Origin of the sequence: Variovorax sp. LjRoot130 (genome assembly GCF_964253755.1) — a bacterium.
In the GTDB taxonomy this organism is placed as follows: Bacteria; Pseudomonadota; Gammaproteobacteria; order Burkholderiales; family Burkholderiaceae_C; genus Variovorax.
The window spans coordinates 4,761,492-4,785,698 of sequence record NZ_CAXURM020000001.1; the positions used below are offsets into that span (position 1 = coordinate 4,761,492).

Below are 24,207 nucleotides of genomic sequence, written 5' to 3' on the forward strand. Positions count from 1 at the left end.
CATCATCAGAGACCGGTCCTGAAGCCCCGGGCGGCAGGGGGCGCGCACGCGTTCGGCTTATTGCTGCAGAAGGGGCATCGAACTTCATAGAAAACGCTCCAGCAACTTGCGCGACCCCCGGTCCAGCGCCCTCACATCGGGAATGCGGAACTGCACGCCGTGCGCGCTCGCGATCAGCAACGCACCGCCTTCGAGCCGGCGGATGTCTTCTTCGGCCTTGAGCACGAAACTGGTTTCGCCGCGGTCGGTGCTCACCTGCCAGGTGCTGGGCACGCCGAAGCTCGACACCTTGTGCAGCTTCCGCAAGGTGGGCGCGAAGTCGCGCGCGGCCAAGTCCTGCGCGAGCAAGGCACGTACTTCTTCGGGCAAGTCATCGACGCGGTCGATCCACAGCAGCTCGCGGCCGTCGCCGCCGACCAGCGACAGGCCATCGCCCGGCGCGCTGAGCGGGAAGGCGCGCACCGGCACCACGCCGGCATGGCGGACGCCCTCGGCGTCGACCACCACCAATCGGCCGAAGCCGTCACGTTCCAATTGGCAATCGTTCATGCCTCACCCGCCGGATGCGCCGCATGGCCGCCAAGCACCAGCGCGACCGAGGCGCGCTCGGCCGCGAAGCCTGGGCTTTCGTCGTCGGCCTGGCGCAGCTGCGCCTGGTAGAGCCGCCAGTAGGCGCCCTGCTTTTCCATCAGCGCGTCGTGCGGGCCGACCTCGACGATCTCGCCGCGGTCCATCACGACCAGCCGGTCGGCCTTGCGCAGCGTGGAAAGCCGGTGCGCGATGGCGATGGTGGTGCGGCCCTGCACCAGGTTGTCGAGCGCCTTCTGGATTTCCTTCTCGGTTTCGGTGTCGACCGCCGAGGTGGCCTCGTCGAGGATCAGGATGCGCGGGTCGATCAGCAAGGCGCGCGCAATGCTGATGCGCTGCCGCTCGCCGCCCGACAAACCCTGCCCGCGCTCGCCGACCAGCGAGTCGTAGCCGTGCGCGAGCCGCAGGATGAAGTCGTGCGCATGGGCGGCGCGCGCGGCGGCCACGATCTCCTCGCGCGTGGCTTCGGGCTTGCCGTAGGCGATGTTCTGGGCGATGGTGCCGAAGAACAGGAAGGGCTCCTGCAGCACCAGCCCGACGTGGCGCCGGTAGTCGGCCACCGCGAAGCGGCGGATGTCGGTGCCGTCGACCAGGATGGCGCCGTCGGTCACGTCGTAGAAGCGGCAGATCAGGTTGACCAGCGTGCTCTTGCCCGAGCCGCTGTGGCCGACGAGGCCGATCATCTCGCCCGGCTCGATCACGAGGTCGAGGTCGCGGATCACGGCCCGGCTGCCGTAGCGGAAGCCGACGTCGGCCATCTCGATGCGCCCCTGCACGCGCTCGACCTTCACCGGGTTCGCCGGCTCCGGCACGTTGCTCACATGGTCGAGGATGTCGAAGATGCGCTTGGCGCCAGCCGCCGCCTTCTGCGTGACCGAGACGATGCGGCTCATCGAATCGAGCCGCGTGTAGAAGCGCCCGATGTAGGCGATGAAGGCGGTGAGCACGCCGACCGTGATGCGGCCGCGTGCCACCTGCCAGATGCCGAAGCCCCAGACCACCAGCAGGCCGATTTCGGTGAGCAGCGACACGCTGGGCGTGAACAGCGACCAGGTCTTGTTGAGCTTGTCGTTGACCTGCAGGTTGTAGGCATTGGCGGCGTGGAAGCGGCTGGCCTCGCGCTTTTCCTGCGCGAAGGCCTTGACCACGCGGATGCCGGGGATGGTGTCGGCCAGCACGTTGGTCACCTCGCTCCAGACGCGGTCGATCTTCTCGAAGCCGGTGCGCAGCCGGTCGCGCACCACGTGGATCATCCAGGCGATGAAAGGCAGCGGCACCAGCGTGACCACGGCCAAGAGCGGATTGATCGAGACCAGGATCACGGCGGTCATGGCGATCATCAGCACGTCGGTCAGGAAGTCCAGCGCATGCAACGAGAGGAAAACGTTGATGCGATCGGTCTCCGAGCCGATGCGCGCCATCAGGTCGCCGGTGCGCTTGCCGCCGAAGTAATCGAGCGGCAAGGTGAGCAAGTGTTCGTAAGTGGTGGTGCGCAGGTCGGCGCCGATGCGCTCCGAAACCAGCGCCAGCAGGTAGGTGCGGGCCCAGCCCAGCGCCCAGCCGGCCAGCGCCGCGGCCAGCAGCGCGCCAAGGAACATCGCGACCTTGCCGAAGGCGATCTGCTGCCCGTTCTGGAACGGGATCAGGATGTCGTCCATCAGCGGAATGGTCAGGTACGGCGGCACCAGCGTGGCGGCGGTCGAGGCCAGGGTGAGCAGGAAGCCGGCGATCAGCTGCTTGCGGTAGGGCTTGGCGAAGCGGCCCAGCCGCAGCAGGACCCAGGTCGAGGGCGGGGTCTGGAGCTCGGGCTCGGCGAGCGCCGCCTCGTCCGCCTCGGCGGCCACCGCTGTCGCCTGCGCGACTCCGGCCGCCTGCTGGCCGAACAGCTTCTGCAGCCGCAGCGCGGCCGCCTGGTGGCGCAGGGTGTAGCGCCAGCGCGCCAGCCGCCCGCGGGCGTCCAGCAGGTCGAGGGTGCCGATGCCGGCATGGTCGGCCAGTTGCAGGTCCAGCCCCGGCGCGCCGAGCGGCCATTCGGCCCAGGCGCCTTCGGAATTGCGCGCCAGCAGGCGCCGATCGGTCAGCGCCAGCAGGCCGGAAGCAAACCGAAGTTCGCCATCGAGGTCAACCGGCACGGTCGCCAGAACGTTTTCCGCGGCTCTGAGCCGGCTTTTCAGAGCCTCTGAAGCCTCCTCTTCTTCGCCCCCCGGGGTGCCGACTGGATCGTGATGTTGCATTGTGTTTCTGTGTCTCTGGCCCGCGAAGGGGCCCTTCATGGCGCCTGCCGGGCGCCGATTCTGACCGATGACCATGGGCGCGCTTGAAGTCAGCCCCGTGCTCGGCCAAAGCACAACGAACGTTCTCATGACCCGTTTCGACGACATCCGCCTGCTGCGCGTCAACTATTTGCGCGGTCCCAACCTCTGGACCTACCGGCCCGTGCTGGAAGTCTGGCTCGACCTCGGCGCGCTCGAGGACTACCCCTCCAACAAGATCGACGGCTTCACCGACCGCCTGACCACGCTGCTGCCGGCCCTGATCGAGCACCACTGCGGCGTCGGCGAGCGCGGCGGCTTCATCCAGCGCCTGACCGAGGGCACCTGGTCGGGCCACGTGCTGGAGCACGTCGTGATCGAGCTGCTCAACCTGGCCGGCATGCCGACCGGTTTCGGCCAGACGCGCAGCACCTCCAAGTACGGCGTCTACCGCATGGTGTTTCGCGCCCGCGACGAGCAGGTCGCCCGCGTCGCCCTGGCCGAGGGCCACCGACTCCTGATGGCCGCCATCAACAACGACCCCTTCGACGCCGCTGGCGTGCAGCGCGCGGTCGATGCGGTCAAGGCCAAGGTCGAGGACTGCTACCTCGGCCCGAGCACTGCGTGCATCGTCGGCGCCGCCACCGACCGCGGCATTCCGCACATGCGGCTCAACAGCGGCAACCTGGTGCAGCTCGGCTACGGCGCCAACCAGCAGCGCATCTGGACCGCCGAGACCGACTACACCAGCGCGATCGGCGAATCGATCGCCAGCGACAAGGAGCTCACCAAGTCGCTCCTGGCCGGCTGCGGCGTGCCGGTGCCCGAAGGCCAGGTGGTGGCCAACGCGCAAGAAGCCTGGGAAGCCGCCGAAGACATCGGCCTGCCGGTGGTGGTCAAGCCCTCGGACGCCAACCACGGCCGCGGCGTCTCGCTGGAGTTGAATACCCGCGAGGAAGTGGAAGCCGCCTTCGCCGTCGCCGAGCCCGAGGGCAGCGATGTGATGGTCGAGCGCTTCATCCGCGGCCACGAGCACCGCCTGCTGGTGGTCGGCGGCCAGGTGGTCGCTGCCGCGCGCGGCGAGATCATCACGGTGACCGGCGACGGCACGTCGACCGTGGCCCAGCTGATCGAGAGCCAGCTCAACAGCGATCCGCGGCGCGGCGCCGAAGAAGAATTCCCGCTCGACGTGATCGACATCGCGACCGACGCCAAGCTGCAGCTCGAACTCAAGCGCCAGGAGCTGGACGCGGCCGCCGTGCCCGCCGCTAGCCGAGTCGTCACAATCCAGCGCAACGGCAACATGGCCATCGACTGCACCGATCATGTGCATCCCGAAGTCGCGCATGCGGCCGTGCTGGCGGCCCGCGTGGTCGGCCTCGACATCGCCGGCGTCGACCTGGTGGCCCAGGACATCGGCCGCCCCCTGGCGCAGCAAGGCGGCGCCATCGTCGAAGTCAACGCCGGCCCCGGCTTGCTGATGCACCTGAAGCCGGCCGTCGGCTCGCCGCGGCCGGTGGGCCGCGCGATCTGCGACCACCTCTTTCCCGACGACGCGCCGGGCCGCATCCCCGTGGTCGGCGTGGCCGGCTCGCGCGGCACCGCCGTGCTCTCGCGCCTGGTCGCCTGGCTCGTCGGGCTGGGCGGGCGCCACACCGGCCTGGCCTGCCGCGACGGCCTGTTCCTCGAACGCCGCCGCGTCGATGCGCGCGACAGCGCCACCTGGGAAGCCGGCCGCCGCCTGCTGGTGAACCGCGCCGTGCAGGCAGTCGTGATCGAGAACGGCGCCCAGACCATCCTGCGCGACGGCCTGGCCTACGACCGCTGCGAGGTCGGCATCGTGACCGATCTCGATGGCGCCGAAGACCTGGCGGAGTTCGACATCACCGAGAGCGACCAGATGGTCAGGGTGCTGCGCACCCAGGTCGATGTGGTGCTGCCCGAAGGCACTGCGGTGCTGAATGCGGCGGACATGCGCGTCGCCGGCCTCGCGCCGCTGTGCGATGGCGATGTGATCCTCTATTCGGTCGACCCGCAAGCCGAGGCGCTGGCCAAGCACCAGAGCGCCGGCGGCAAGGCCGTGCTGGTGCGGCAGGACCGCGTGGTGCTGGCCAACGGCAGCAGCGAGTCCTTCCTGCCCGGCCTCGGCCGGCTGACCATCTGGCGCGCCACGCATGCGGGCGTCGGCCTCGAGAGCCTGCTGGCCGCGGTTGCCGCGGCCTGGGCCCTGGGCATTCCGCTGAGCCTGATCGGCGCCGGCGTCGAAGCCTTCGAAGCCGATCTGCAGGCGGCGCTCGCCTCGCTGCAGCTGTCCCAAACCCTGCTTTCGCCCGAACCCCAACTGGCCTGACCGGCGCAACCCTCAGGTTCGCCGGCACCCTACTGCATCACCGCCATGGAAGTCACCCGCATCCGCGCCCTGCGCGGGCCCAATCTCTGGAGCCGCCACACCTGCATCGAGGCAATCGTCACCTGCACGGGCGACGAGAACGCGATCAGGCGGCTGCCCGGCTTCGAAGCCCGGCTGCGCGCGCTGTTCCCGAACATCGGCGAACTGCACCCGATCGTGCTCGGCCAGCCGCTCGCGCTGGCGCATGTGCTCGAGAACGCGGCCGTGGCGCTGCAGGCGCAGGCCGGCTGCGCGGTGAACTTCGGCCACACCGCGCGCACGGTCGATGAAGGCGTCTACCAGGTCACCTTCCAGTACAGCGAAGAACCGGTCGGCCGGCGCGCGCTCGAACTGGCCGAGCAGCTGATCGCGGCCGCACAGGCCGGCACCGAATTCGATGCGCACGCCGCCATCACCGAACTGCGCGACCTCGACGAATCCGAACGCCTGGGCCCGAGCACCGGCTCGATCGTCGACGCCGCCGTGGCGCGCGGCATCCCTTACCGCCGTCTCACCAGCGGCAGCCTGGTGCAGTTCGGCTGGGGTTCGAAGCAGCGCCGCATCCAGGCCGCCGAGGTCGACAGCACCAGCGGCGTGGCCGAATCGATCGCGCAGGACAAGGAGCTCACCAAGCAGCTGCTCAACGCCGCCGGCGTGCCGGTGCCGCTGGGCCGCCCGGTCAGCGATGCCGACGACGGCTGGGCCGCGGCCCACGAGATCGGCCTGCCGGTGGTCGTGAAGCCGCAGGACGGCAACCAGGGCAAGGGCGTCACGGTCAACATCACGACGCGCGAGCAGCTGCTCGCCGCCTACGACTCGGCTGCAGCCTACGGCGAAGTGATGGTCGAGAAATTCCTGCCGGGCTTCGACTTCCGCCTGCTGGTGGTGGGCGACAAGCTGGTGGCGGCGGCGCGGCGCGATCCGCCCCAGGTGATCGGCGACGGCAGACAGACCGTGCGCCAGCTGGTCGACCTGGTGAACCAGGACCCGCGCCGGGGCGTTGGCCACGCGACCTCGCTCACCAAGATCCGGCTCGACGACATCGCCATCGGCCGCCTCGAATCGCAGGGCCTCGCGCCCGACAGCGTGCCCGCGCTCGGCCAGCGCGTGGTGCTGCGCAACAACGCCAACCTCTCGACCGGCGGCACCGCCACCGACGTGACCGACACCGTGCATCCCGAAGTCGCGGCGCGCGCGGTCGACGCGGCCCAGATGGTCGGCCTGCACATCTGCGGCGTCGACATGGTCTGCGAGAACGTGCTGCGCCCGCTCGAGGAGCAGCACGGCGGCGTGGTCGAGGTCAATGCCGCGCCGGGCCTGCGCATGCACATCTCGCCCTCCTTCGGCCGCGGCCGCGCGGTCGGCGAGGCAGTGATGGACACGCTGTTCGCGCACGGCGACGACGGCCGCATCCCGGTGGTGGCCGTGACCGGCACCAATGGCAAGACCACCACCGCGCGCCTCATCAACCACCTGCTCGCCTCCAGCGGCCTGCGCACCGGCATGACCAACACCGACGGCGTCTACGTCGACGGCCGCCAGACCGACAGCGGCGACTGCAGCGGCCCCAAGAGCGCGCGCAATGTGCTGCTGCACCCGGACGTCGACGCGGCCGTGTTCGAAGTGGCGCGCGGCGGCGTGCTGCGCGAGGGCCTGGGCTTCGACCGCTGCCAGGTGGCGGTGGTCACCAACATCGGCAGCGGCGACCACCTGGGCCTCAACTACATCACCACGGTCGAAGACCTCGCGGTGCTCAAGCGCGTGATCGTGCGCAACGTGGCGCCCGGCGGCTATGCAGTGCTCAACGCGGCCGACCCCAACGTGGCCGCGATGGCCGCCACCTGCCCCGGAAGCGTGATCTTCTTCACCGCCGACCGCCAGCATCCAGTGATGGCCACGCACCGCGCGCAAGGCAAGCGCACCGTCTACGTCGACCAGGACACGCTGGTCGCCGCCGAGGGCTCGTGGCGCGAGCGCATTGCGCTGCGCGACGTGCAGATCACGCGCAACGGCACCATCGGCTTCCAGGTCGACAACGTGATGGCCTCGGTCGCGGCCGCCTGGGCCGTGGGCCTGGACTGGGACACCATCCGCAGCGGTCTCGCGAGCTTCAACAACGATGCCGCGGGCGTGCCGGGCCGCTTCAACGTGATGGACTACCGCGGCGCCACCGTGATCGCCGACTATGGCCACAACACCGACGCCATGCGCGCGCTGGTGGCCGCGGTCGACACCATGCCGGCGAAGAAGCGCTCGGTGGTGATCAGCGGCGCCGGCGACCGCCGCGACTGCGACATCCGCGACCAGACCGCGATCCTCGGCCAGGCCTTCGACGACGTGATCCTCTACCAGGACGCGGCCCAGCGCGGCCGCGCCGACGGCGAAGTCATGGCGCTGCTGCGGCAGGGGCTCGAAGGCGCGCAGCGCACCCGCACCATCGACGAGATCCGCGGCGAATTCATCGCCATCGACACCGCACTCGATCGGCTCCAGCCGGGCGACCTCTCGCTGATCCTGGTCGACCAGGTTGAGGAAGCGCTCGCTCACCTGGCGAAGCGCATCGCCGCTGGCTGAAAGCGCGGCGCCGCAGCCGCCGTGACAGACCTGTCCCACACGAAGCTGCGGCGCCTGCGCCAGATCGCGGCCACGCTGTCCCACAGCCTGCGGTGCTGAGCGCCAACACACTGCCTGACCGGCAGCGCGAACTGCGCTGCCCGAAAGGAGTGATTCATGAAAACAGTCATTCGTTCGAGCCTTGCCATCCTGCTCGCCGCGGGCGGCCTGATCGGCGCCTCGTCGGCCATGGCCCAGGCAGCCGGCTCCGATGCCACCCTGATGCGCGAGCGCGCTGTCTGCGACGGCGTTCTGCAGGATCGCACCGCCTGTCTTCGAGAAGCCGGAGCGGCACGCTACGAGGCGCGGCGAGGCGGATTGACCAGCGCCGCGCCCATCAACTACGAACAGAACGCATTGGCACGCTGCAGCCTGCAGCCGCCGGCCGACCGGGCCGACTGCGAGGCGCGCGTGCTCGGCACCGGCAGGACCACCATGGAAGGCAGCGTGCTGGGTGGCGGCGTGATCCGCGAAACCGTGACGCCGATCGTGGCGCCGATGCCGATGACCGCGCCGCCGCCAGCGCCGATGACCCGGCCGGAGCCGATGACCGCGCCGGCGCCGATGACCGCGCCGGCGCCGATGACAGCGCCGGCACCGATGGCGCCACTCCCGCTTCGTTGAGACGAAGACCAAAGCCCTACATTGTCACGCGGCTGTCATAAAAGGCCCCGGGGGTGCTGGCTATAGTCGTGGGCCCGTCAACTCCGAAGCCCACCCCCATGAACGCCATCAAGGTCGCACGCCGATTCATCGAAACGGACCCGGCCAACGAGTCGGCCCAGATTCTGGCCCGGCTCGTCCTGGCTCTCGAATCGGAGCGCAGCTTCGAGCTGGTCACGCTCTACGACCTCGACTACAAGAGCTTCCAGCTGGCCATGGACATCCTGAAGGAATGGCGGCTCGACCGCTACTACGCCAGCAAGTCCAAGCTGTTCGACCTGTCGCTGCAGATCAGCGAGCTGCCGGGTTGACGCCCCCGCAGTGACCGAGTTCGAACTCAAGTTCCAGGTCGACGCCCAGCATCGGGCTGCCGTGGAAGCGGCCGTGGCGCGCGGCCGCTCTCGCCGCACCCAACTCCAAGCCCGCTATTTCGACACTGCCGACGGTGCGCTAGCCGCGCAGCGTCTCGTGCTGCGCGTGCGCAAGGAAGGCAAGAACTGGGTACAGACCGCCAAGGCCCCGGCAGATGGGCCCCTGCAGCGCCACGAGGACAACGTCGAATTGAGCACCGAGCGCGCGAGCGAGGTGCCCCTTCCGCGCATCGAGCGCCATGAAGGCACGCCCGTCGGCGAGCTGATCGCGAAGGCCTTGCGAGCGGCCGGGCATGAACCGGCCGATGCCGTGCTGGTGCCGCTCTACCTCACCGACATCCGCCGCACCACGCGCGAAATGCGCACCGGCGATGCGCTGGTCGAGCTCGCTTTCGACCGCGGCGAAGTGCGCGCCGGCGAGCATTCGCACGCGGTGTGCGAACTCGAGATCGAGCTGAAGAGCGGCAGCCCGCGGTCGATGCTGGAGCTCGCACGGCGCTGGCGCATGCGCTACGGCCTGTGGCTCGACACCGTCTCCAAATCGGCGCGCGGAGAGCGGCTGGCCAAGGGCATCGAATACGGCGAGCCGGTCAAGGCCGAAGCGCCGAAGCTGGGCGACGATCCGAGCGGTGTGCAGGTTTTTCGCGCGGTGCTGAACAGCTGCCTGGCGCAAATCCTGCCCAATGCCAGCGAGGTCGCGGCCGGCAGCACCGATCCCGAGCACGTGCATCAACTGCGCGTCGGCATCCGTCGCCTGCGGACCGCTTTGCGCGAGATGGCCGAGCTCGCGCCTTCGATCGACCCGGCATGGGAGCCCGCGCTGGTGGACGCATTCCGCGCCCTGGGCCGCCAGCGCGATCGCGAGCACCTGCAGCAGACCGTGCAGCCGCAGATCGAAGCCGTCGGCGGGCCGTCGGTGGATTGGCACGAGGGCGCGTCGGAGGGTTCATCGCCGGCTCCGGCCGAGGTGGTGCGTTCGGCGGCCTTCCAGCTCGTGCTGATGAGCCTGATCGAGGCCTCGCTGCCCGAAGAAGAGCCCTCCGGCGAGCAGCTGGAACCAGGCGTTCCGGCCCGCAAGCCGCTGCGCGCTCGTCTGTCCAAGCTGCACCGGCAAGTGGTTCGCGACGGCCGGCGCTTCGATGCGCTGGAGGTCGAGGAACAACATCGCGTGCGCAAGCGCCTCAAGCGGCTGCGCTACCTGGGCGAGTTCGTCGCCCCCTTGTTCGACCAGGGCGCAAAGCGCTACCTGAAGGAACTGCGCCCGGCGCAGGACGCGCTCGGCACGCACAACGATGCCGCCATGGCCATCGCCGCCTACCGCGACGCGGCCAACCGTGACGGACGGGCATGGTTCGCGGTCGGCTGGCTTTCCGCGCGCCAGCCCGCAAGCGCGCTGGAATGCCGCGACGCGCTCGGCAAGATCGCGGACGTGCACCCGTTCTGGAAGAAGCGCTCGAAGCGCTGAGCCGCGCCCTCAGCGGCCCCAGCGCAGCACGAGCGGATCGAGGCGCCGCGCCGTTTCGATCAGGCCGGCGCGCGTGTCGGGGTGCATCGCCGGCAAGGGATGGCGCGGGGCCTCGCAGTTGATCACCCCGCCCTCCTTCATCAGCGCCTTGCAGGCGAGCAGGCCGGCCTGCCGGTTCTCGTAGTTGATCAGCGGCAGCCATTGCTGGTAGCGCGCGAAGGCCGCCTCGCGGCGGCCGGCCAGGTGGTCCATGATGATCGGCCGCAAGCCGTCGGCGTAGGCGCCGCCCGTCATCGAGCCGGTGGCGCCGGCGTCGAGATCGGGCATCAAGGTGATCGCTTCCTCGCCATCCCACGGACCTTCGATTGCGTCGCCGCCCAGGCGGATGAGTTCGCGCAGCTTCGATGCGGCGCCCGCGGTCTCGATCTTGAAGTAGGCGACGTGCTCGATCTCCGTCGCCATGCAGGCGAGAAAGGGCGCCGACAGCACGGTGCCGCTGGCCGGCGCGTCCTGGACCATGATCGGGATGTCCACCGCGTCGGACAGCCGCGCATAGAAGTCGTAGATCTGCGACTCGGGCACGCGAAAGGTGGCGCCGTGGTAGGGCGGCATCACCATCAGCATCGCGGCGCCCATGTCCTGCGCACGACGGCTGCGCTCGGCGCAGACCTTGGTACTGAAATGGGTGGTGGTCACGATCACCGGCACGCGCCCGGCCACGTGTTCGAGGATGGTGCGGGTCAGGAGCTCGCGCTCGTCGTCCGCGAGCACGAACTGCTCGGAAAAATTCGCCAGGATGCAGATGCCGTCCGAGCCCGACTCGATCATGAAATCGATGCAGCGCTTCTGGCTCGCGAGGTCCAGCTCGCCCGATTCGGTGAAGGTGGTGGGCGCTACCGGGAAGATGCCCTGGTAGCGGCGTTGCTTGGAAGAGGTCATGCGGGCTCCAGGTTTCAATGGATCAATGCGAATGGCGCGGCACCGCGGCGCCGCGGCAGCCGACGAGGAAGTCGAAGTCGCAGCCCTCGTCCGCCTGCAGCACGTGCTCGACGTAAAGGCGCCGGTAGCCGCCGCCCTTCTCGGGCGCTTCCTGCACGGCGACGGCACGCAGGCGCTCGGCCAGCTCGGCATCGCTGATGTCCAGGTGAAGGCGGCCCTGCTCGCAGTCGAGCTCGATCCAGTCGCCGTCGCGCACGGCTGCCAGCGGGCCGCCGTCGGCGGCTTCCGGCGCCACGTGCAGCACCACGGTGCCGTAGGCGGTGCCGCTCATGCGCGCGTCGGAAATGCGCACCATGTCCTTGATGCCCTGGCGCAGCAACTTGGGCGGCAGGCCCATGTTGCCGACCTCGGCCATGCCGGGATAGCCCTTGGGGCCGCAGTTTTTCATCACCAGCACGGAGCTCGCGTCCACCTCCAGCGCCTCGTCGACGATGCGTTCCTTGTAGTGCTCCAGGTTCTCGAACACCACGGCGCGGCCGCGGTGCTTGAGCAGTTCCGGCGAGGCGGCCGAAGGCTTCAGCACCGCGCCGCGCGGCGACAGGTTGCCGCGCAGGATGCAGATGCCGCCGTCTTCGACCAGCGGCCGATCGAGCGGGCGGATCACCTCGTCGTCGTAGCCGGGCGCATCGCGCACGTTCTCCCACAGCGACTTGCCGTTGACCGTGAGCGCATCGGGATGCGGCAGCAGGCCGTTCTCGCCGAGCCGGCGCAGCACGGCCGGCAGGCCGCCCGCGTAGTAGAACTCCTCCATCAGGAAACGGCCCGAGGGCATCAGGTCGACCAGCGTCGGCGTGCCGCGGCCGATGCGCGTCCAGTCCTCGAGTTCGAGCGGCACGCCCATCCGCCCTGCGATGGCTTTCAGATGGATCACGGCATTGGTCGAGCCGCCGATCGCCGCGTTGGTGCGGATCGCGTTCTCGAAGGCCTCGCGCGTGAGGATCTTCGACAGCGTCAGGCCTTCGCGTGCCATCTCGACCGCCCGCATGCCCGACATCTGCGCCAGCACATAGCGGCGCGCGTCGACCGCGGGGATGGCGGCGTTGTGCGGCAGCGAAGTGCCGAGCGCTTCGGCCATACAGGCCATCGTGGACGCCGTGCCCATGGTGTTGCAGGTGCCGGCGGAGCGCGACATGCCGGCCTCGGCCGACAGGAACTGGTGCACGTCGATCTCGCCGGCCTTCATCGCCTCGTGCAGCCGCCATACGGCCGTGCCGGATCCGATGTCGCGGCCTTCCAGCTTGCCGTTGAGCATCGGCCCGCCCGTGACCACGATCGCCGGGATGTCGCAGCTCGCCGCGCCCATCAGCAGCGCGGGCGTGGTCTTGTCGCAGCCGGTGAGCAGCACCACCGCATCGATCGGGTTGCCGCGGATCGCCTCCTCCACGTCCATGCTCGCGAGGTTGCGCGTGAGCATCGCGGTCGGGCGCAGGTTCGACTCGCCGTTGGAGAACACCGGGAACTCGACCGGAAATCCGCCCGCTTCCGACACGCCGCGTTTCACGTGCTCGGCGATCTTGCGGAAGTGCGCGTTGCAGGGCGTCAGCTCCGACCAGGTGTTGCAGATGCCGATGATCGGCCGGCCGTCGAACTCGTGGTCCGGGATGCCCTGGTTCTTCATCCAGCTTCGGTACATGAAGCCGTTCTTGTCGGCCGAACCGAACCATTCGGTCGAGCGCAGTTTCTTGGGGATCTGGGGCATGCGGGGGCTTTCGGGACTAGGGCCTGCGCGCGGCGAACAGGCGTTGCAGGAGACAGAAGACGAACAGGAGCGCGCCGACCACGATGCGCGTCCACCAGGAGCTCAGCGTGCCGTCGAAGGAGATGAGGGTCTGGATGATGCCCAGCATCAGCACGCCGAACATCGTGCCGACGACGTAGCCGACGCCGCCGGTCAGCAGCGTGCCGCCGATCACCACCGCCGCGATGGCATCCAGCTCGAGCCCGACCGCGTGCAGACCGTAGCCCGACAGCATGTAGAAGGTGAACACCACGCCGGCCAGCGCCGAGCAGAAGCCCGACAGCGTATAGACGCCGATCACCGTGGAGCGCACCGGCAGCCCCATCAGCAGGGCCGACTGCTCGTTGCCGCCGATCGCGTAGACCGTCCGGCCGAAGGGCGTGTAGTGCGCGACGAAGACCGCGAGCGCGACCACCGCCAGCGCGATCAGGGCGCTTGCCGAGATCGAGGCCTCGCCCCAGACCGGCATGCGCCACTGCGACACCTCGGAGTAGAACGCGTTGGTGATGCTGATCGAGTCGATGCTGATCAGGTAGCAGAGGCCGCGTGCGAGGAACATGCCGGCCAGCGTCACGATGAAAGGCTGGAGCCGGAAGCGCTCGATCAGCAGGCCCATGCCGGCACCGAACAGCGTGCCCATGACGAGCGCCAGCGGGATCACGACGCCCGGGCTCCATCCATGCTTCTCGACCAGCGAGGCCGAGACCATGGTGGTCAGCGCGATCACCGATCCCACCGACAGGTCGATGCCGCCCGACAGGATCACGAAGGTCATGCCGACGGCGACGATGCACAGGAAGGCGTTGTCGATCAGCAGGTTCAGGAACACCTGCGGCGAGAAGAAGCCGTCGTAGAACACCGAGCCCAGCGTCGCCATCAGCATGAAGAGCGAGATGGTCGCGGCCAGCGGCAGGTACTTGGGGTTCAGGCGCGTGCGCGGGGGCCTGGGCACCGCCGCAGGCGCAGCGGCTTCGGGCGGGCGCGAGACGACGGCGCTCATCGCGCAACCTCGCCGCTCGGCGCGCGCCGCACCAGTTGCCGCATGCTGGCGCGGAATTCCGCCGACTGCAGCAGCATGACCGCGAACACCACCACCGCCTTCACCACCAGGTTGATCTCCGGCGGCACGCCCAGCGAATAGATGGCATAGGTCAGGGTCTGGATGATCAGCGCGCCGATCACGCTGCCGACCAGGCTGAAGCGCCCGCCGGTGAGCGCGGTGCCGCCGAGCGTGACCGCCAGGATCGCGTCGAGCTCCAGCAGCTGGCCCGCGTTGTTGCCATCGGCGCTCTTGACGTTGGAGCTGATAAGGAGCCCCGCGACACCCGCGCAGAAGCCGCAGAACATGTAGGCGCAGACGATGATGCGGCGGGCGCGCACGCCGGCCACGCGCGCCGCGCTCGGGTTGATGCCCACCGCCTGGATGAAGAGGCCCAGCGCGCTGCGCGTGATGCCGAAATAGACCACCGCCAGCACCAGCGCCGCGATGTACACCGAGAAGGGCAGCCCGAACAGGTAGCCGCTGCCGATGAAGAAGAAGGGGGCGTAGTAGATCGTGATGATCTGGCCACCCGTGATCAGCTGCGCGATGCCGCGCCCCGCCACCATGAGGATCAGCGTCGCGATGATCGGCTGCATGCCGACGCGCGCCACCAGGAGGCCGTTCCACAGCCCGCACGCCGCGGCCGCGCCGAGCGCCACGAGAATGGCCAGCCACATCGGGAAGCGGCTGACCTCCGCGGCGGCGCCGTTCGCGACCACCAGCGATCCGCCGATCAGCCAGGCCGCCAGCGCCGCTGCGATCGCCACGACCGCGCCGACCGAGATGTCGATGCCGCGCGTCGCGATCACCAGCGTCATGCCGAGCGACACCAGCACCAGCGGCGCCGCGCGGTTGAGGATGTCGATCAGGCTGCCGTAGAGATGGCCGTCGCGCCATTCCAGGTGCAGGAAGCTCGGATTGAAGGCCGCGTTGACGGCCAGCAGCAGAAGCAGCGTGACCACCGGCCATGCGAGGCGGTGACTGAACACCCGCCTCAAGGATTCGGGAAACGATGCGCTCATGATTCCGCCGCGATCAGTTCGTAGACCGCGTCCTCGCTGCTGCCCGCGGGCAGCTCGCCCACCTTGCGCCGCTCGCGCAGCACCGCGATGCGGTGCGACACGCGCACCACCTCGTTCATCTCGGAAGAGATGAACAGCACCGCCATCCCCTCGCGCGCGAGCCGCAGGATCTCGTCCATGATTTCCTGCTTGGCCGCGACGTCGATGCCGCGCGTCGGCTCGTCGAGGATCAAGAGGCGCGGCCGGGTCGCCAGCCAGCGCGCGAGCACCGCCTTCTGCTGGTTGCCGCCCGACAGCAGGCCGATCGGCGTGTCGATGCTCGCGGTCTTGATGCCCAGCGCCTGGACGAAGCGCTCCGCCAGCGCCGTCTGCTCGGCGCGCGAGAGCGTGCGGCGCAGCCCCATCCGCGCCTGCAGCGCCAGCGCGATGTTCTCGCGCAGCGAGAGCTCGGCCACGATGCCGTCGGTCTTGCGCTCCTCGGGGCACAGCGCGAGCCCGTGCTTCACCGCATCGGCCGGGCTCGTCAGGTCGACGGCGACGCCATCCACGCGCAGGCGGCCGCAATCCGGCTTCGCCAGGCCGAACAGCAGCCGCGCCAGCTCGGTACGGCCGGCGCCCAGCAGGCCGGCCAGCCCCACCACCTCGCCCGCGCGCACGCTGAGGTCGATCGGCTGCAGCTGCCCGCGCTGGCCCAGGCCCTCGGCCTGCAGCACCGCGGGCGCGAACTCCTCGAGGGCGGGCAGCTCTGCATGGCCCGCGGCCTGCGCCGCGAACTCGCGCCCCACCATAGCGGAAATGAGCGCCTGCGGACCGAGCTCGCTCGCGCGCCACTCGCCCACCCAGCTGCCGTTGCGCAGCACGGTGATGCGGTCCGACACCGCATAGACCTGGTTCAGGAAATGCGTGATGAACAGGATGGCCAGGCCCTCGCTGCGCAGCCGTCGCAGCACCGCGAACAGGCTCTTCACTTCCTCGTCGTCGAGGCTCGAGGTCGGCTCGTCGAGGATCAGCACGCGGGACGAGAGGCCGAGGGCGCGCGCGATCGCCACCATCTGCTGCACCGCCACCGAGTAGCTCGACAGCAGCTGCGAGACATCGATGTCCACATCCAGCCGCGCCAGCAGCGCGCGCGCATCGCGGTTCACCTTCGCCCAGTCGATGCGAAAGCCCTGCGCCGCGCCGCAGCGCGGATAGCGCCCCGAGAACATGTTCTCGGCCACCGACAGGTTGGGGCAGAGATTGACTTCCTGGTAGACCGTGCTGATGCCCATGCGCTGTGCCTCGAGCGGCGAGCCCGGCCGGATCGGCTCCCCCGCGAGCCGCATCTCGCCGGCGTCGGCGGCATGCACGCCGGTCAGCACCTTGATGAGCGTCGACTTGCCCGCGCCGTTCTGCCCCATCAGCGCATGGATCTCGCCCGGCCGGAGCCGGAGCGCCACACCGCGCAGCGCCGGCACGCCGTTGAACTGCTTGTCGATGCCGGTGAGCTCGAGCACCGGCATCTCGGACGATGCGGCGGGGTTCATTTGTTCTTGTTGTAGACGTCCACGAACACCGCGGCCAGCAGCACCAGGCCCTTGATCACCTGCTGGTAGTCGATGCCGATGCCGAGGATCGACATGCCGTTGTTCATCACGCCCATGACGAAGGCGCCGATGACCGCACCCATCACCTTGCCGACGCCGCCCGAGGCCGAAGCGCCGCCGATGAAGCAGGCCGCGATCACGTCGAGCTCGAAGCCGAGCCCCGCCTTCGGCGTGGCCGTATTGAGCCGGGCCGCGAACACCAGCCCGGCCAGCGCCGCCAGCACGCCCATGTTGACGAAGGTCAGGAAGGCGAGCCGCTGCGTCTTGATGCCCGACAGCCGCGCCGCCTTCTCGTTGCCGCCCAGCGCGTAGATGCGGCGGCCGACCGTGGTGCGGCTGGTCACGAAGTCGTAGGCCACGATCAGCACCGCCATCACGATCAGCACGTTCGGCAGGCCCTTGTAGGTCGCCAGCAGGTAGCTCAGCAGCAGGATGACCGCGGCGAAGAACAGGTTCTTGACCAGGAAGAAGGCGTAGGGCTCCTGCTCCATGCCGTGCTGCGCCAGCTTGGCGCGGCCGCGCAGCTTGAAGAACACCAGCGCCGCGGCGGCCAGCGCGCCGAGCACGAGCGAGCTCAGGTGCAGGCTGCCGCCGCCCGCCAGGTCGGGCACGAAGCCCGAGCTCAGCTTCTGGAAGGCCTCGGGAAAGGGTCCCACCGACTGCCCCGCGAGTAGCGCCAGCGTCAGCCCCTTGAACACCAGCATGCCGGCCAGCGTGACGATGAAGGACGGAATCCGGAAGAAGGCCACGAACCAGCCCTGCGATGCGCCGATCAGTCCGCCGGCGAGCAGGCAGACGATGAAGGTGGGCACGAAATGCCATTCATATTCCACCATCAGCACCGCGGCCAGCGCGCCGATGAAGCCGCACACCGAGCCGACCGACAGATCGATGTGCCCGGCCACGATCACCAGCAGCATGCCGAGCGCCATGATCACGATGTAGCTGTTCTGCAGCAGCAGGTTGGTGAGGTTCAGCGGCCGCATCAGCGTGCCGTCGGTCAGCACCTGGAACAGCACCATGATCGCGACCAGCGAGATCAGCATGCCGTATTCGCGCAGGTTGTTCTTGAGGAAGCCCGCGTACTCCGCGAGCGGCGCGACGGGCTGCGCCGGCGTGACGGTATCGACTTCAGGCGGCATGGACGCTGCTCCCCGAGGCCACGATGGCCCGCATGATCTTTTCCTGCGAAGCCTCGGCGGCAGGAAACTCGGCGACGAATCGCCCTTCGTTCATCACATAGATGCGGTCGCACATGCCCAGCAGTTCGGGCAGTTCGGAAGAAATCATGAGAATGCCTTTGCCCTGGCTCGCAAGCTGGTCGATGATGGTGTAGATCTCATACTTGGCGCCGACGTCGATGCCGCGCGTGGGCTCGTCGAGGATCAGCAGTTCGGGCTTCGCGAACAGCCACTTGGCGAGCACCACCTTCTGCTGGTTGCCGCCCGAAAGGTTGAGCACCTGCTGGCCGACGCCGGCGCAGCGGATGCCGAGCGCGCGGCGGTACTCGTTCGCCACCTTGAATTCGCGCCCGTCGTCGATCACGCCGCGGTCCGAGACGGCGGCCAGGTTGGCCAGGCTCAGGTTCTTGCGGATGTCTTCTTCCAGCACCAAGCCCGCGCCCTTGCGGTCCTCGGTGACGTAGGCGATGCCGTGGTCGATCGCCCGGCCGATGGTGGAAACGTCCACTTCCTTGCCGTGCATGAAAACCGAGCCGCTGATGCGCTGGCCGTAGGCGCGCCCGAACACGCTCATCGCGAACTCGGTGCGGCCGGCGCCCATGAGCCCGGCGATGCCGACGATCTCGCCGCGCCGCACGTGCAGGTTGACGCCCTTGATCTGCTCGCGCTCGGCATGCAGCGCGTGGTGCACGCGCCAGTCGCGCACCTCGAACACGGTCTCGCCGATGCGCGGCGAGCGCTCGGGATAGCGGTGCGCCATGTCGCGCCCCACCATGCCGCGGATGATCCGGTCCTCGCTGATCGGCGCGGTGCGGCAGTCCATGGTCTCGACCGTGGCGCCGTCGCGCAGCACGGTGATCGAATCGGCCACCTTGGCGATCTCGTTGAGCTTGTGCGAGATGAGGATCGAGGAGATGCCCTGCTTCTTGAGCCCGAGCAAGAGCGCCAGCAGCGCATCGCTGTCGCTCTCGTTCAGGCTCGCCGTCGGCTCGTCGAGGATCAGCAGCTTGACCTCCTTCGAGAGCGCCTTCGCGATCTCGACCAGCTGCTGCTTGCCGACGCCGAGGTCGGTGATCAGGGCAGTCGGCGGCTCCTTCAAGCCGACCTTGGCCAGCAGCTCGCGCGTCTGGGCATAGGCCGCGAACCAGTCGATCACGCCGCCGCGCGCCGTCTCATTGCCGAGAAAGATGTTCTCGGCGATCGACAACAGCGGCACCAGCGCGAGCTCCTGGTGGATGATGATGATGCCGAGCTTCTCGCTGTCGGCAATGTCCCGGAAGCGGCGCAGCTCGCCCTCGAAGCGGATCTCGCCGGTGTAGGAGTCGCAGGGATAGACCCCGCTGAGCACCTTCATCAGCGTCGACTTGCCCGCGCCGTTCTCGCCCACCACTGCGTGGATCTCGCCCGCGCGCACCGCGAGGTTGACGTTGTCCAGCGCGTTCACCCCCGGAAAGGTCTTGGTGATGCCGCGCATCTCCAGAATCACATCGTTCACCCTGTCTCCTTCGAACCTCCGCCCCACCATCGCGACTACTTGATCTGGCTTTCCTTGTAGTAGCCGCTGTCGACCAGTGCCTGCTTCCAGTTCGATGCGTCGACGCTGATCGGCTTGAGCAGGTAGGAGGGCACGACCTTGACGCCGTTGTTGTAGGTCTTGGTGTCGTTCACTTCCGGCGTCTTGCCCGCGAGCATCGCGTCCACCATGTTCACCGTCACCTTGGCCAGCTCGCGCGTGTCCTTGAACACGGTCGCCGTCTGCTCCTTGCGCAGGATCGACTTGACCGAGGGCACTTCGGCATCCTGCCCCGTCACCACCGGCATCGGCTGCTGGGCCGAGCCGTAGCCCACGCCCTTGAGCGAGGAGATGATGCCGATCGACAGGCCGTCGTAGGGCGACAGCACCGCATCGACCCGGTCCTTGGTGTAGTAGGCCGACAGCAGGTTGTCCATGCGCGCCTGCGCCACCGCGCCGTCCCAGCGCAGCGTGGAGACCTTGTCCATGCCCAGCTGCTTGCTGCGCACCACCAGCTTGCCGCTGTCGATGTAGGGCTTCAGCACCGACATCGCGCCGTTGTAGAAGAAGAAGGCGTTGTTGTCGTCCGGCGAGCCGCCGAAGAGCTCGATGTTGTACGGGCCCTTGCCTTCCTTCAGCTTGAGCGCCTGCTCGATGTAGCCCGCCTGCAGCACGCCGACCTGGAAGTTGTCGAAGGTCGCGTAGTAGTCGACGTTCTTCGAGCCCTTGATGAGCCGGTCGTAGGCAATCACCTTGACGCCCTTGTCGGCCGCCTTCTGCAACACGTCCGACAAGGTGCTGCCGTCGATCGCGGCGATCACCAGCACCTTGGAGCCCTTGGTCACCATGTTCTCGATCTGCGCGAGCTGGTTCGGGATGTCGTCGTCGGCGTACTGGAGATCGGTCTTGTAGCCCTTCTCCTTGAAGTACTTGACCATGTTGGCGCCGTCGGCGATCCAGCGCGCCGACGACTTGGTCGGCATCGAGATCGCGATCGGGCCCTTGTCCTGCGCCTGGGCCAGCGAAGTGATGCCGATCAGGCCCATGGCGGCGCCGGCGAGCAGGGTCTTGAGAAAAATGCGTTTCATTGGGATATCTCCTTCGTTGTGCGCTCAGTATTTGCGCTTGGGGAATTCGGTCTTGGCTACTTCCATCGGGAAGATCCCCTCCTCGGTCACGATGCGCTTCGGAATCGTCTTGCCGGCCTTGATGTCCTTCACGGCCGTCATCAGTTGCGGACCCAGGAGCGGGCTGCATTCGACCGACACGTTGAGCTTGCCGGCCATCATGGCCTCGAAGGCGCCCTTGACCGCGTCGATCGAGATGATCGTGATGTCCTTGGCCGGCTTCAGGCCCGCTTCCTCGATGGCCTGGATCGCGCCGATCGCCATGTCGTCGTTGTGCGCATAGAGCACGTTGATCTTCTTGCCCTCGGCCTTGAGGAAGGCTTCCATCACTTCCTTGCCCTTGGCGCGCGTGAAGTCGCCGGTCTGCGAGCGGATGATCTTGAACTTCGGGTCGGCCTTGATGATTTCCTCGAAACCCTTCTTGCGGTCGATCGCCGGCGCCGAGCCCACGGTGCCCTGCAGCTCGACGATGTTGACCTCGCCCTTCTGGTCCTTCATCTTCTCGACCAGCCAGCGCCCGGCCTTGCGGCCTTCCTCGACGAAGTCGGAGCCCATGAAGGTGACGTAGAGCGAGTCGTCCTTGGTGTTGACGGAGCGGTCGGTCAGCACCACCGGGATCTTGGCGGCCTTGGCTTCGCGCAGCACCGTCTCCCAGCCCGACTCGACCACCGGCGAGAACGCGATGACGTCGACCTTCTGCGCGATGTAGGAGCGGATCGCCTTGATCTGGTTCTCCTGCTTCTGCTGCCCGTCGGAGAACTTGAGCTCGATGCCGGACTCCTTGGCGGCCGACTTGATCGACTCGGTGTTGGCGGTGCGCCACTCGCTTTCGGCGCCGACCTGGGCGAAGCCGAGAACGATCTTCTTCTGCGCCAGCGCCGTGCCCGGCAGCAGCGAAGCCAGCGACGCGGCTGCGAGAGCAAGGGTGGTGAGCGTGCGACGGTTCAGTTTCATGGTCTGTCTCCTGTGGTTGTCGTGGTGAAAAAACTTGAGGCCCCGGGGTGCGTGCGTCAGGCCATCACGTACCCCGTCTTGACCGTGGTGTAGAACTCGGCCGCGTAGCGCCCCTGCTCCCGCGGCCCGTAGCTCGAGGCCTTGCGGCCGCCGAAGGGCACGTGGTAGTCGACGCCGGCGGTCGGCAGGTTGACCATGGTCATGCCCACCTTGGCATGGCGCTTGAAATGCATGGCGCGCTGCAGCGAGCCGGTGCAGATGCCGGCACACAGGCCGAAGGGCGTGTCGTTGGCCAGCACCAGCGCATGCTCGTAGTCGTCGGCGCGCAGCACGCAGGCGACCGGCCCGAAGATCTCCTCGCGCGCCACGCGCTGATGGGGCCGGGCCAAGAAGAGCGCCGGGCTCATGTAGTGGCCGGCGGTCGGCCGCTCCAGCAGCTCGCCGCCCCACACGTGCTCGGCGCCCTCCTCGATCGCGGCCGCGATCGAGGCCATGTTCTGCCCGAGCTGGCGGCGGTCGACCACCGGACCGATGTCGATGCCGCGCTCCAGCGCATGCCCGACCTGGAGCGCGGCCATGCGGCGGCGCAGGCGCGCGACGAAGGCATCGTGCACCGGCGCTTCGACGATCAGCCGGCTCGACGCGGTGCAACGCTGCCCGGTCGAGAAATAGGCGCCCTGCACCGCGCAGTCGACGGCAAGCTCGAGGTCGGCGTCGGCCAGCACCACGAGCGGATTCTTGCCGCCCATCTCGAGCTGCACCTTGGCATGGCGCGCCGATGCGGCCCGCAGGATGCGCTCGCCGGTCTCGACCGAGCCGGTGAAGCTGATCGCATCGACCAGGGGGCTGTCGACGATCGTCTGGCCGACCTCGCGGCCGCTGCCCATCACGAGGTTGAAGGTGCCGGCCGGCAGCGCCGCGCGGCTGATGATCTCGCTCAAGGCCCAGCCGCAGGCCGGCACCAGTTCGGCCGGCTTGAACACCACGCTGTTGCCGCAGGCGAGTGCGGGCGCGATCTTCCAGGCGGGAATCGCGAGCGGAAAGTTCCAGGGCGCGATCAGCCCGACCACCCCCACGGGCTCGCGCGTGACGTCGACCTGCACGCCGGGCCGCATCGAGGACATCGTTTCGCCCCCGGCGCGCAGCGCCTCGCCGGCGAAGAACTTGAAGATCTGGCCCGCGCGCGTCGCTTCGGCGATGGCCTCGGCCAGGGTCTTGCCTTCCTCGCGCGCCAGCAGCACGCCGAGCTCTTCGCGGCGCGCCAGCAGCTCGCTGCCGATCTGGTCGAGCACGTCGGCGCGGCGCTGCGGCGTGGTCCGGCTCCAGTGCGGGAAGGCATCGACCGCCGCCCGGATCGCCGATTCGGTCTGGCTGCGGTCGGCGCGGGCGTACTCGGCGACCACCTCGCGCGTGTCGGACGGGTTTTCGCTCAGGCCGCTGGTCACGCCGGTCTCCCAGCGGCCGTTGATGTACTGCCTGGCGTTCTGTTGGAGGTGGCTGCGCTTCAAGGTGCGGCGAGTTTAGGAATCACACCAATATCTTTCCAATCAATATTTGGATTGAATCGATATCAGAAGAAGCATTCAGGAAAACCCCATGACCAACTACACGCACTGGTTCATCCGTGCGCGCCTCAAGACCCGCCAGCTGCTGTTGCTCGTGGCCCTGGCCGAGGAAGGCAACATCCATCGCGCAGCCCAGGTGCTCAACATGACGCAGCCCGCGGCCTCGAAGCTGCTCAAGGATCTGGAGGACGTGCTGGAGGTCTCGCTGTTCGAGCGCCTGCCGCGCGGCATGCGGCCGACCTGGTACGGCGAGACCATGATCCGCCACGCGCGCGAAGCGCTGGCGAGCCTCAACCAGGCGCACGACGAGCTCGTCGCGCTCAAGGCCGGCAGCTTCGGCCAGGTCGGCATCGGCGCGGTCACCTCGCCCGGCCTGGTTCTGCTGCCGCCGGCGATGGCGGCCGTGAAGCGCGAGCAGCCGAACCTGCGCATCTCGCTCGATATCGAGACCAGCCCGGTGCTGTTCGAACGGCTCGAGCAGGGCAAGCTCGACATCCTGGTCGCGCGCCTTTTCGCGGAGCACGACAAGTCGAACCTGCGCTACGAGGCGCTGGTCGAGGAGCCGGTGTGCGCGCTCGTGCGCCCCGGGCATCCGCTGCTCGGCATGACCGGCCTCGGCCTGCGCGACCTGGTGTCCGCCGGCTGGATCGTGCCGCCCGCGGGCAGCGTGCTGCGCCACCGCTTCGACCTGATGTTCCAGGAGGAAGGCCTCGCGCCGCCGCTCAACGTGATCGAGACCGCGGCACTGCTCTTCATCACGCGCATGCTGCAGCAGAGCGACATGGTGGCCGTGCTCGCGACCGACGTGGCCCGCTACTACGCCGCGCACGGCATCGGGGCCGTGCTGCCGGTCGACATGCCCTGCCACATGGACGCCTTCGGCCTCATCACGCGCACCGACCGGCTGCCCTCTCCGGCGGCCAAGGTGATGATGAAGGCGTTGAAGGCGCAATGCCTGGCGGTGTACGGGCGGCGGCTGGAGGCGGATTAGTCCGGGGGGCGCGCACGCAAGTCTCGATCACCCATCAAGCCCGGTATGCGCTGCGGGTCGGGCGATCCCCTCTGCGTCGCCGAAGCGCGCAGCCTTTCGCGGATCAGGGCTCGCGATTGTCTGAGCCGAAGGCGAGTTCGAGCGAGAC

At 68.4% G+C, this 24,207-nt stretch carries 18 protein-coding genes; 6 read left to right on the forward strand and 12 right to left on the reverse strand.

From position 1 onward, the window contains the following. Window positions 1–84 precede the first annotated feature (84 nt). Both ACSQ86_RS23775 and ACSQ86_RS23780 read right to left on the reverse strand, forming a co-directional pair. Complete coding sequence (locus ACSQ86_RS23775) at window positions 85–549, reverse strand: DUF1854 domain-containing protein (protein WP_436305305.1); 465 nt, start codon at window positions 547–549, stop codon at window positions 85–87. Continuing rightward, complete coding sequence (locus tag ACSQ86_RS23780) at window positions 546–2,822, reverse strand: ABC transporter ATP-binding protein (RefSeq protein ID WP_093109674.1); 2,277 nt, start codon at window positions 2,820–2,822, stop codon at window positions 546–548. Before ACSQ86_RS23780 ends, ACSQ86_RS23775 begins: the two co-directional genes overlap by 4 nt. A 127-nt stretch (window positions 2,823–2,949) precedes the next feature. Between ACSQ86_RS23780 and ACSQ86_RS23785 the strand changes: the two genes are divergently transcribed. The 5 genes from ACSQ86_RS23785 to ACSQ86_RS23805 all read left to right on the forward strand — a co-directional run bounded on the left by ACSQ86_RS23785 (window position 2,950) and on the right by ACSQ86_RS23805 (window position 10,341). Next, window positions 2,950–5,190: a cyanophycin synthetase gene (locus tag ACSQ86_RS23785; protein ID WP_244503976.1), complete on the forward strand. Its 2,241-nt coding sequence runs from the start codon at window positions 2,950–2,952 to the stop codon at window positions 5,188–5,190. A gap of 45 nt (window positions 5,191–5,235) precedes the next feature. Then, window positions 5,236–7,803 (forward strand): cyanophycin synthetase, encoded by a 2,568-nt coding sequence (cphA, locus tag ACSQ86_RS23790; protein WP_436305311.1) that lies wholly within the window; start codon window positions 5,236–5,238, stop codon window positions 7,801–7,803. 156 nt (window positions 7,804–7,959) lie between these two features. Beyond that, on the forward strand, window positions 7,960–8,466 hold the full coding sequence (locus ACSQ86_RS23795; protein ID WP_436309672.1) for a hypothetical protein: 507 nt from the start codon (window positions 7,960–7,962) through the stop codon (window positions 8,464–8,466). A gap of 98 nt (window positions 8,467–8,564) precedes the next feature. Continuing rightward, the gene (locus tag ACSQ86_RS23800) at window positions 8,565–8,816 is read left to right on the forward strand and encodes a hypothetical protein (protein ID WP_126837645.1); all 252 of its coding nucleotides are present in this window, start codon (window positions 8,565–8,567) and stop codon (window positions 8,814–8,816) included. Between the two features lie 10 nt (window positions 8,817–8,826). Further along, on the forward strand, window positions 8,827–10,341 hold the full coding sequence (locus ACSQ86_RS23805) for a CHAD domain-containing protein (RefSeq protein WP_436309673.1): 1,515 nt from the start codon (window positions 8,827–8,829) through the stop codon (window positions 10,339–10,341). Window positions 10,342–10,350: 9 nt separating this feature from the next. Here the strand turns inward: ACSQ86_RS23805 and ACSQ86_RS23810 are convergent, their stop codons facing one another. From ACSQ86_RS23810 to ACSQ86_RS23855, 10 genes are read right to left on the reverse strand one after another with little or no spacing between them, the layout of a single operon-like run. Continuing rightward, window positions 10,351–11,280, reverse strand: coding sequence for a dihydrodipicolinate synthase family protein (locus tag ACSQ86_RS23810; protein WP_436305314.1), 930 nt, complete (start codon window positions 11,278–11,280; stop codon window positions 10,351–10,353). Between the two features lie 22 nt (window positions 11,281–11,302). After that, on the reverse strand, window positions 11,303–13,039 hold the full coding sequence (locus ACSQ86_RS23815; RefSeq protein WP_436305315.1) for an IlvD/Edd family dehydratase: 1,737 nt from the start codon (window positions 13,037–13,039) through the stop codon (window positions 11,303–11,305). 16 nt (window positions 13,040–13,055) lie between these two features. Next, complete coding sequence (gene yjfF / locus ACSQ86_RS23820; protein WP_436305316.1) at window positions 13,056–14,078, reverse strand: galactofuranose ABC transporter, permease protein YjfF; 1,023 nt, start codon at window positions 14,076–14,078, stop codon at window positions 13,056–13,058. After that, complete coding sequence (locus ACSQ86_RS23825; RefSeq protein ID WP_436305317.1) at window positions 14,075–15,142, reverse strand: ABC transporter permease; 1,068 nt, start codon at window positions 15,140–15,142, stop codon at window positions 14,075–14,077. Before ACSQ86_RS23825 ends, yjfF begins: the two co-directional genes overlap by 4 nt. Then, on the reverse strand, window positions 15,139–16,668 hold the full coding sequence (locus ACSQ86_RS23830; protein ID WP_436305318.1) for a sugar ABC transporter ATP-binding protein: 1,530 nt from the start codon (window positions 16,666–16,668) through the stop codon (window positions 15,139–15,141). The genes ACSQ86_RS23825 and ACSQ86_RS23830 overlap by 4 nt, the downstream gene beginning before the upstream one ends. Further along, the gene (gene mmsB / locus ACSQ86_RS23835) at window positions 16,665–17,870 is read right to left on the reverse strand and encodes a multiple monosaccharide ABC transporter permease (RefSeq protein WP_436293495.1); all 1,206 of its coding nucleotides are present in this window, start codon (window positions 17,868–17,870) and stop codon (window positions 16,665–16,667) included. Before mmsB ends, ACSQ86_RS23830 begins: the two co-directional genes overlap by 4 nt. After that, complete coding sequence (mmsA, locus tag ACSQ86_RS23840; RefSeq protein WP_436306348.1) at window positions 17,860–19,383, reverse strand: multiple monosaccharide ABC transporter ATP-binding protein; 1,524 nt, start codon at window positions 19,381–19,383, stop codon at window positions 17,860–17,862. Before mmsA ends, mmsB begins: the two co-directional genes overlap by 11 nt. 56 nt (window positions 19,384–19,439) lie before the next feature. Continuing rightward, window positions 19,440–20,510: a multiple monosaccharide ABC transporter substrate-binding protein gene (gene chvE / locus ACSQ86_RS23845; protein ID WP_093109687.1), complete on the reverse strand. Its 1,071-nt coding sequence runs from the start codon at window positions 20,508–20,510 to the stop codon at window positions 19,440–19,442. Between the two features lie 24 nt (window positions 20,511–20,534). After that, a complete protein-coding gene (locus ACSQ86_RS23850; RefSeq protein ID WP_436293494.1) occupies window positions 20,535–21,503 on the reverse strand; it encodes an ABC transporter substrate-binding protein in 969 nt (322 codons plus the stop codon). Between the two features lie 56 nt (window positions 21,504–21,559). Beyond that, on the reverse strand, window positions 21,560–23,011 hold the full coding sequence (locus ACSQ86_RS23855; protein WP_436305319.1) for an aldehyde dehydrogenase family protein: 1,452 nt from the start codon (window positions 23,009–23,011) through the stop codon (window positions 21,560–21,562). Between the two features lie 88 nt (window positions 23,012–23,099). Here ACSQ86_RS23855 and ACSQ86_RS23860 point away from each other — a divergent pair, with 88 nt between their 5' ends. Further along, window positions 23,100–24,059: a LysR family transcriptional regulator gene (locus ACSQ86_RS23860; protein WP_093109690.1), complete on the forward strand. Its 960-nt coding sequence runs from the start codon at window positions 23,100–23,102 to the stop codon at window positions 24,057–24,059. Window positions 24,060–24,207: the final 148 nt, after the last annotated feature.

Excerpts from the sequence above, each read along its gene's own strand:
- ACSQ86_RS23830 (WP_436305318.1), bottom strand. The coding sequence starts at position 16,668 with ATGAACCCCGCCGCATCGTCCGAGATGCCGGTGCTCGAGCTCACCGGC.
- ACSQ86_RS23815 (WP_436305315.1), bottom strand. The coding sequence starts at position 13,039 with ATGCCCCAGATCCCCAAGAAACTGCGCTCGACCGAATGGTTCGGTTCG.
- ACSQ86_RS23800 (WP_126837645.1), top strand. The coding sequence starts at position 8,565 with ATGAACGCCATCAAGGTCGCACGCCGATTCATCGAAACGGACCCGGCC.
- cphA (WP_436305311.1), top strand. The coding sequence starts at position 5,236 with ATGGAAGTCACCCGCATCCGCGCCCTGCGCGGGCCCAATCTCTGGAGC.
- ACSQ86_RS23785 (WP_244503976.1), top strand. The coding sequence starts at position 2,950 with ATGACCCGTTTCGACGACATCCGCCTGCTGCGCGTCAACTATTTGCGC.
- ACSQ86_RS23775 (WP_436305305.1), bottom strand. The coding sequence starts at position 549 with ATGAACGATTGCCAATTGGAACGTGACGGCTTCGGCCGATTGGTGGTG.
- ACSQ86_RS23810 (WP_436305314.1), bottom strand. The coding sequence starts at position 11,280 with ATGACCTCTTCCAAGCAACGCCGCTACCAGGGCATCTTCCCGGTAGCG.
- ACSQ86_RS23825 (WP_436305317.1), bottom strand. The coding sequence starts at position 15,142 with ATGAGCGCATCGTTTCCCGAATCCTTGAGGCGGGTGTTCAGTCACCGC.
- chvE (WP_093109687.1), bottom strand. The coding sequence starts at position 20,510 with ATGAAACGCATTTTTCTCAAGACCCTGCTCGCCGGCGCCGCCATGGGC.
- yjfF (WP_436305316.1), bottom strand. The coding sequence starts at position 14,078 with ATGAGCGCCGTCGTCTCGCGCCCGCCCGAAGCCGCTGCGCCTGCGGCG.
- ACSQ86_RS23850 (WP_436293494.1), bottom strand. The coding sequence starts at position 21,503 with ATGAAACTGAACCGTCGCACGCTCACCACCCTTGCTCTCGCAGCCGCG.
- mmsA (WP_436306348.1), bottom strand. The coding sequence starts at position 19,383 with ATGCGCGGCATCACCAAGACCTTTCCGGGGGTGAACGCGCTGGACAAC.
- ACSQ86_RS23795 (WP_436309672.1), top strand. The coding sequence starts at position 7,960 with ATGAAAACAGTCATTCGTTCGAGCCTTGCCATCCTGCTCGCCGCGGGC.
- ACSQ86_RS23860 (WP_093109690.1), top strand. The coding sequence starts at position 23,100 with ATGACCAACTACACGCACTGGTTCATCCGTGCGCGCCTCAAGACCCGC.
- ACSQ86_RS23780 (WP_093109674.1), bottom strand. The coding sequence starts at position 2,822 with ATGCAACATCACGATCCAGTCGGCACCCCGGGGGGCGAAGAAGAGGAG.
- mmsB (WP_436293495.1), bottom strand. The coding sequence starts at position 17,870 with ATGCCGCCTGAAGTCGATACCGTCACGCCGGCGCAGCCCGTCGCGCCG.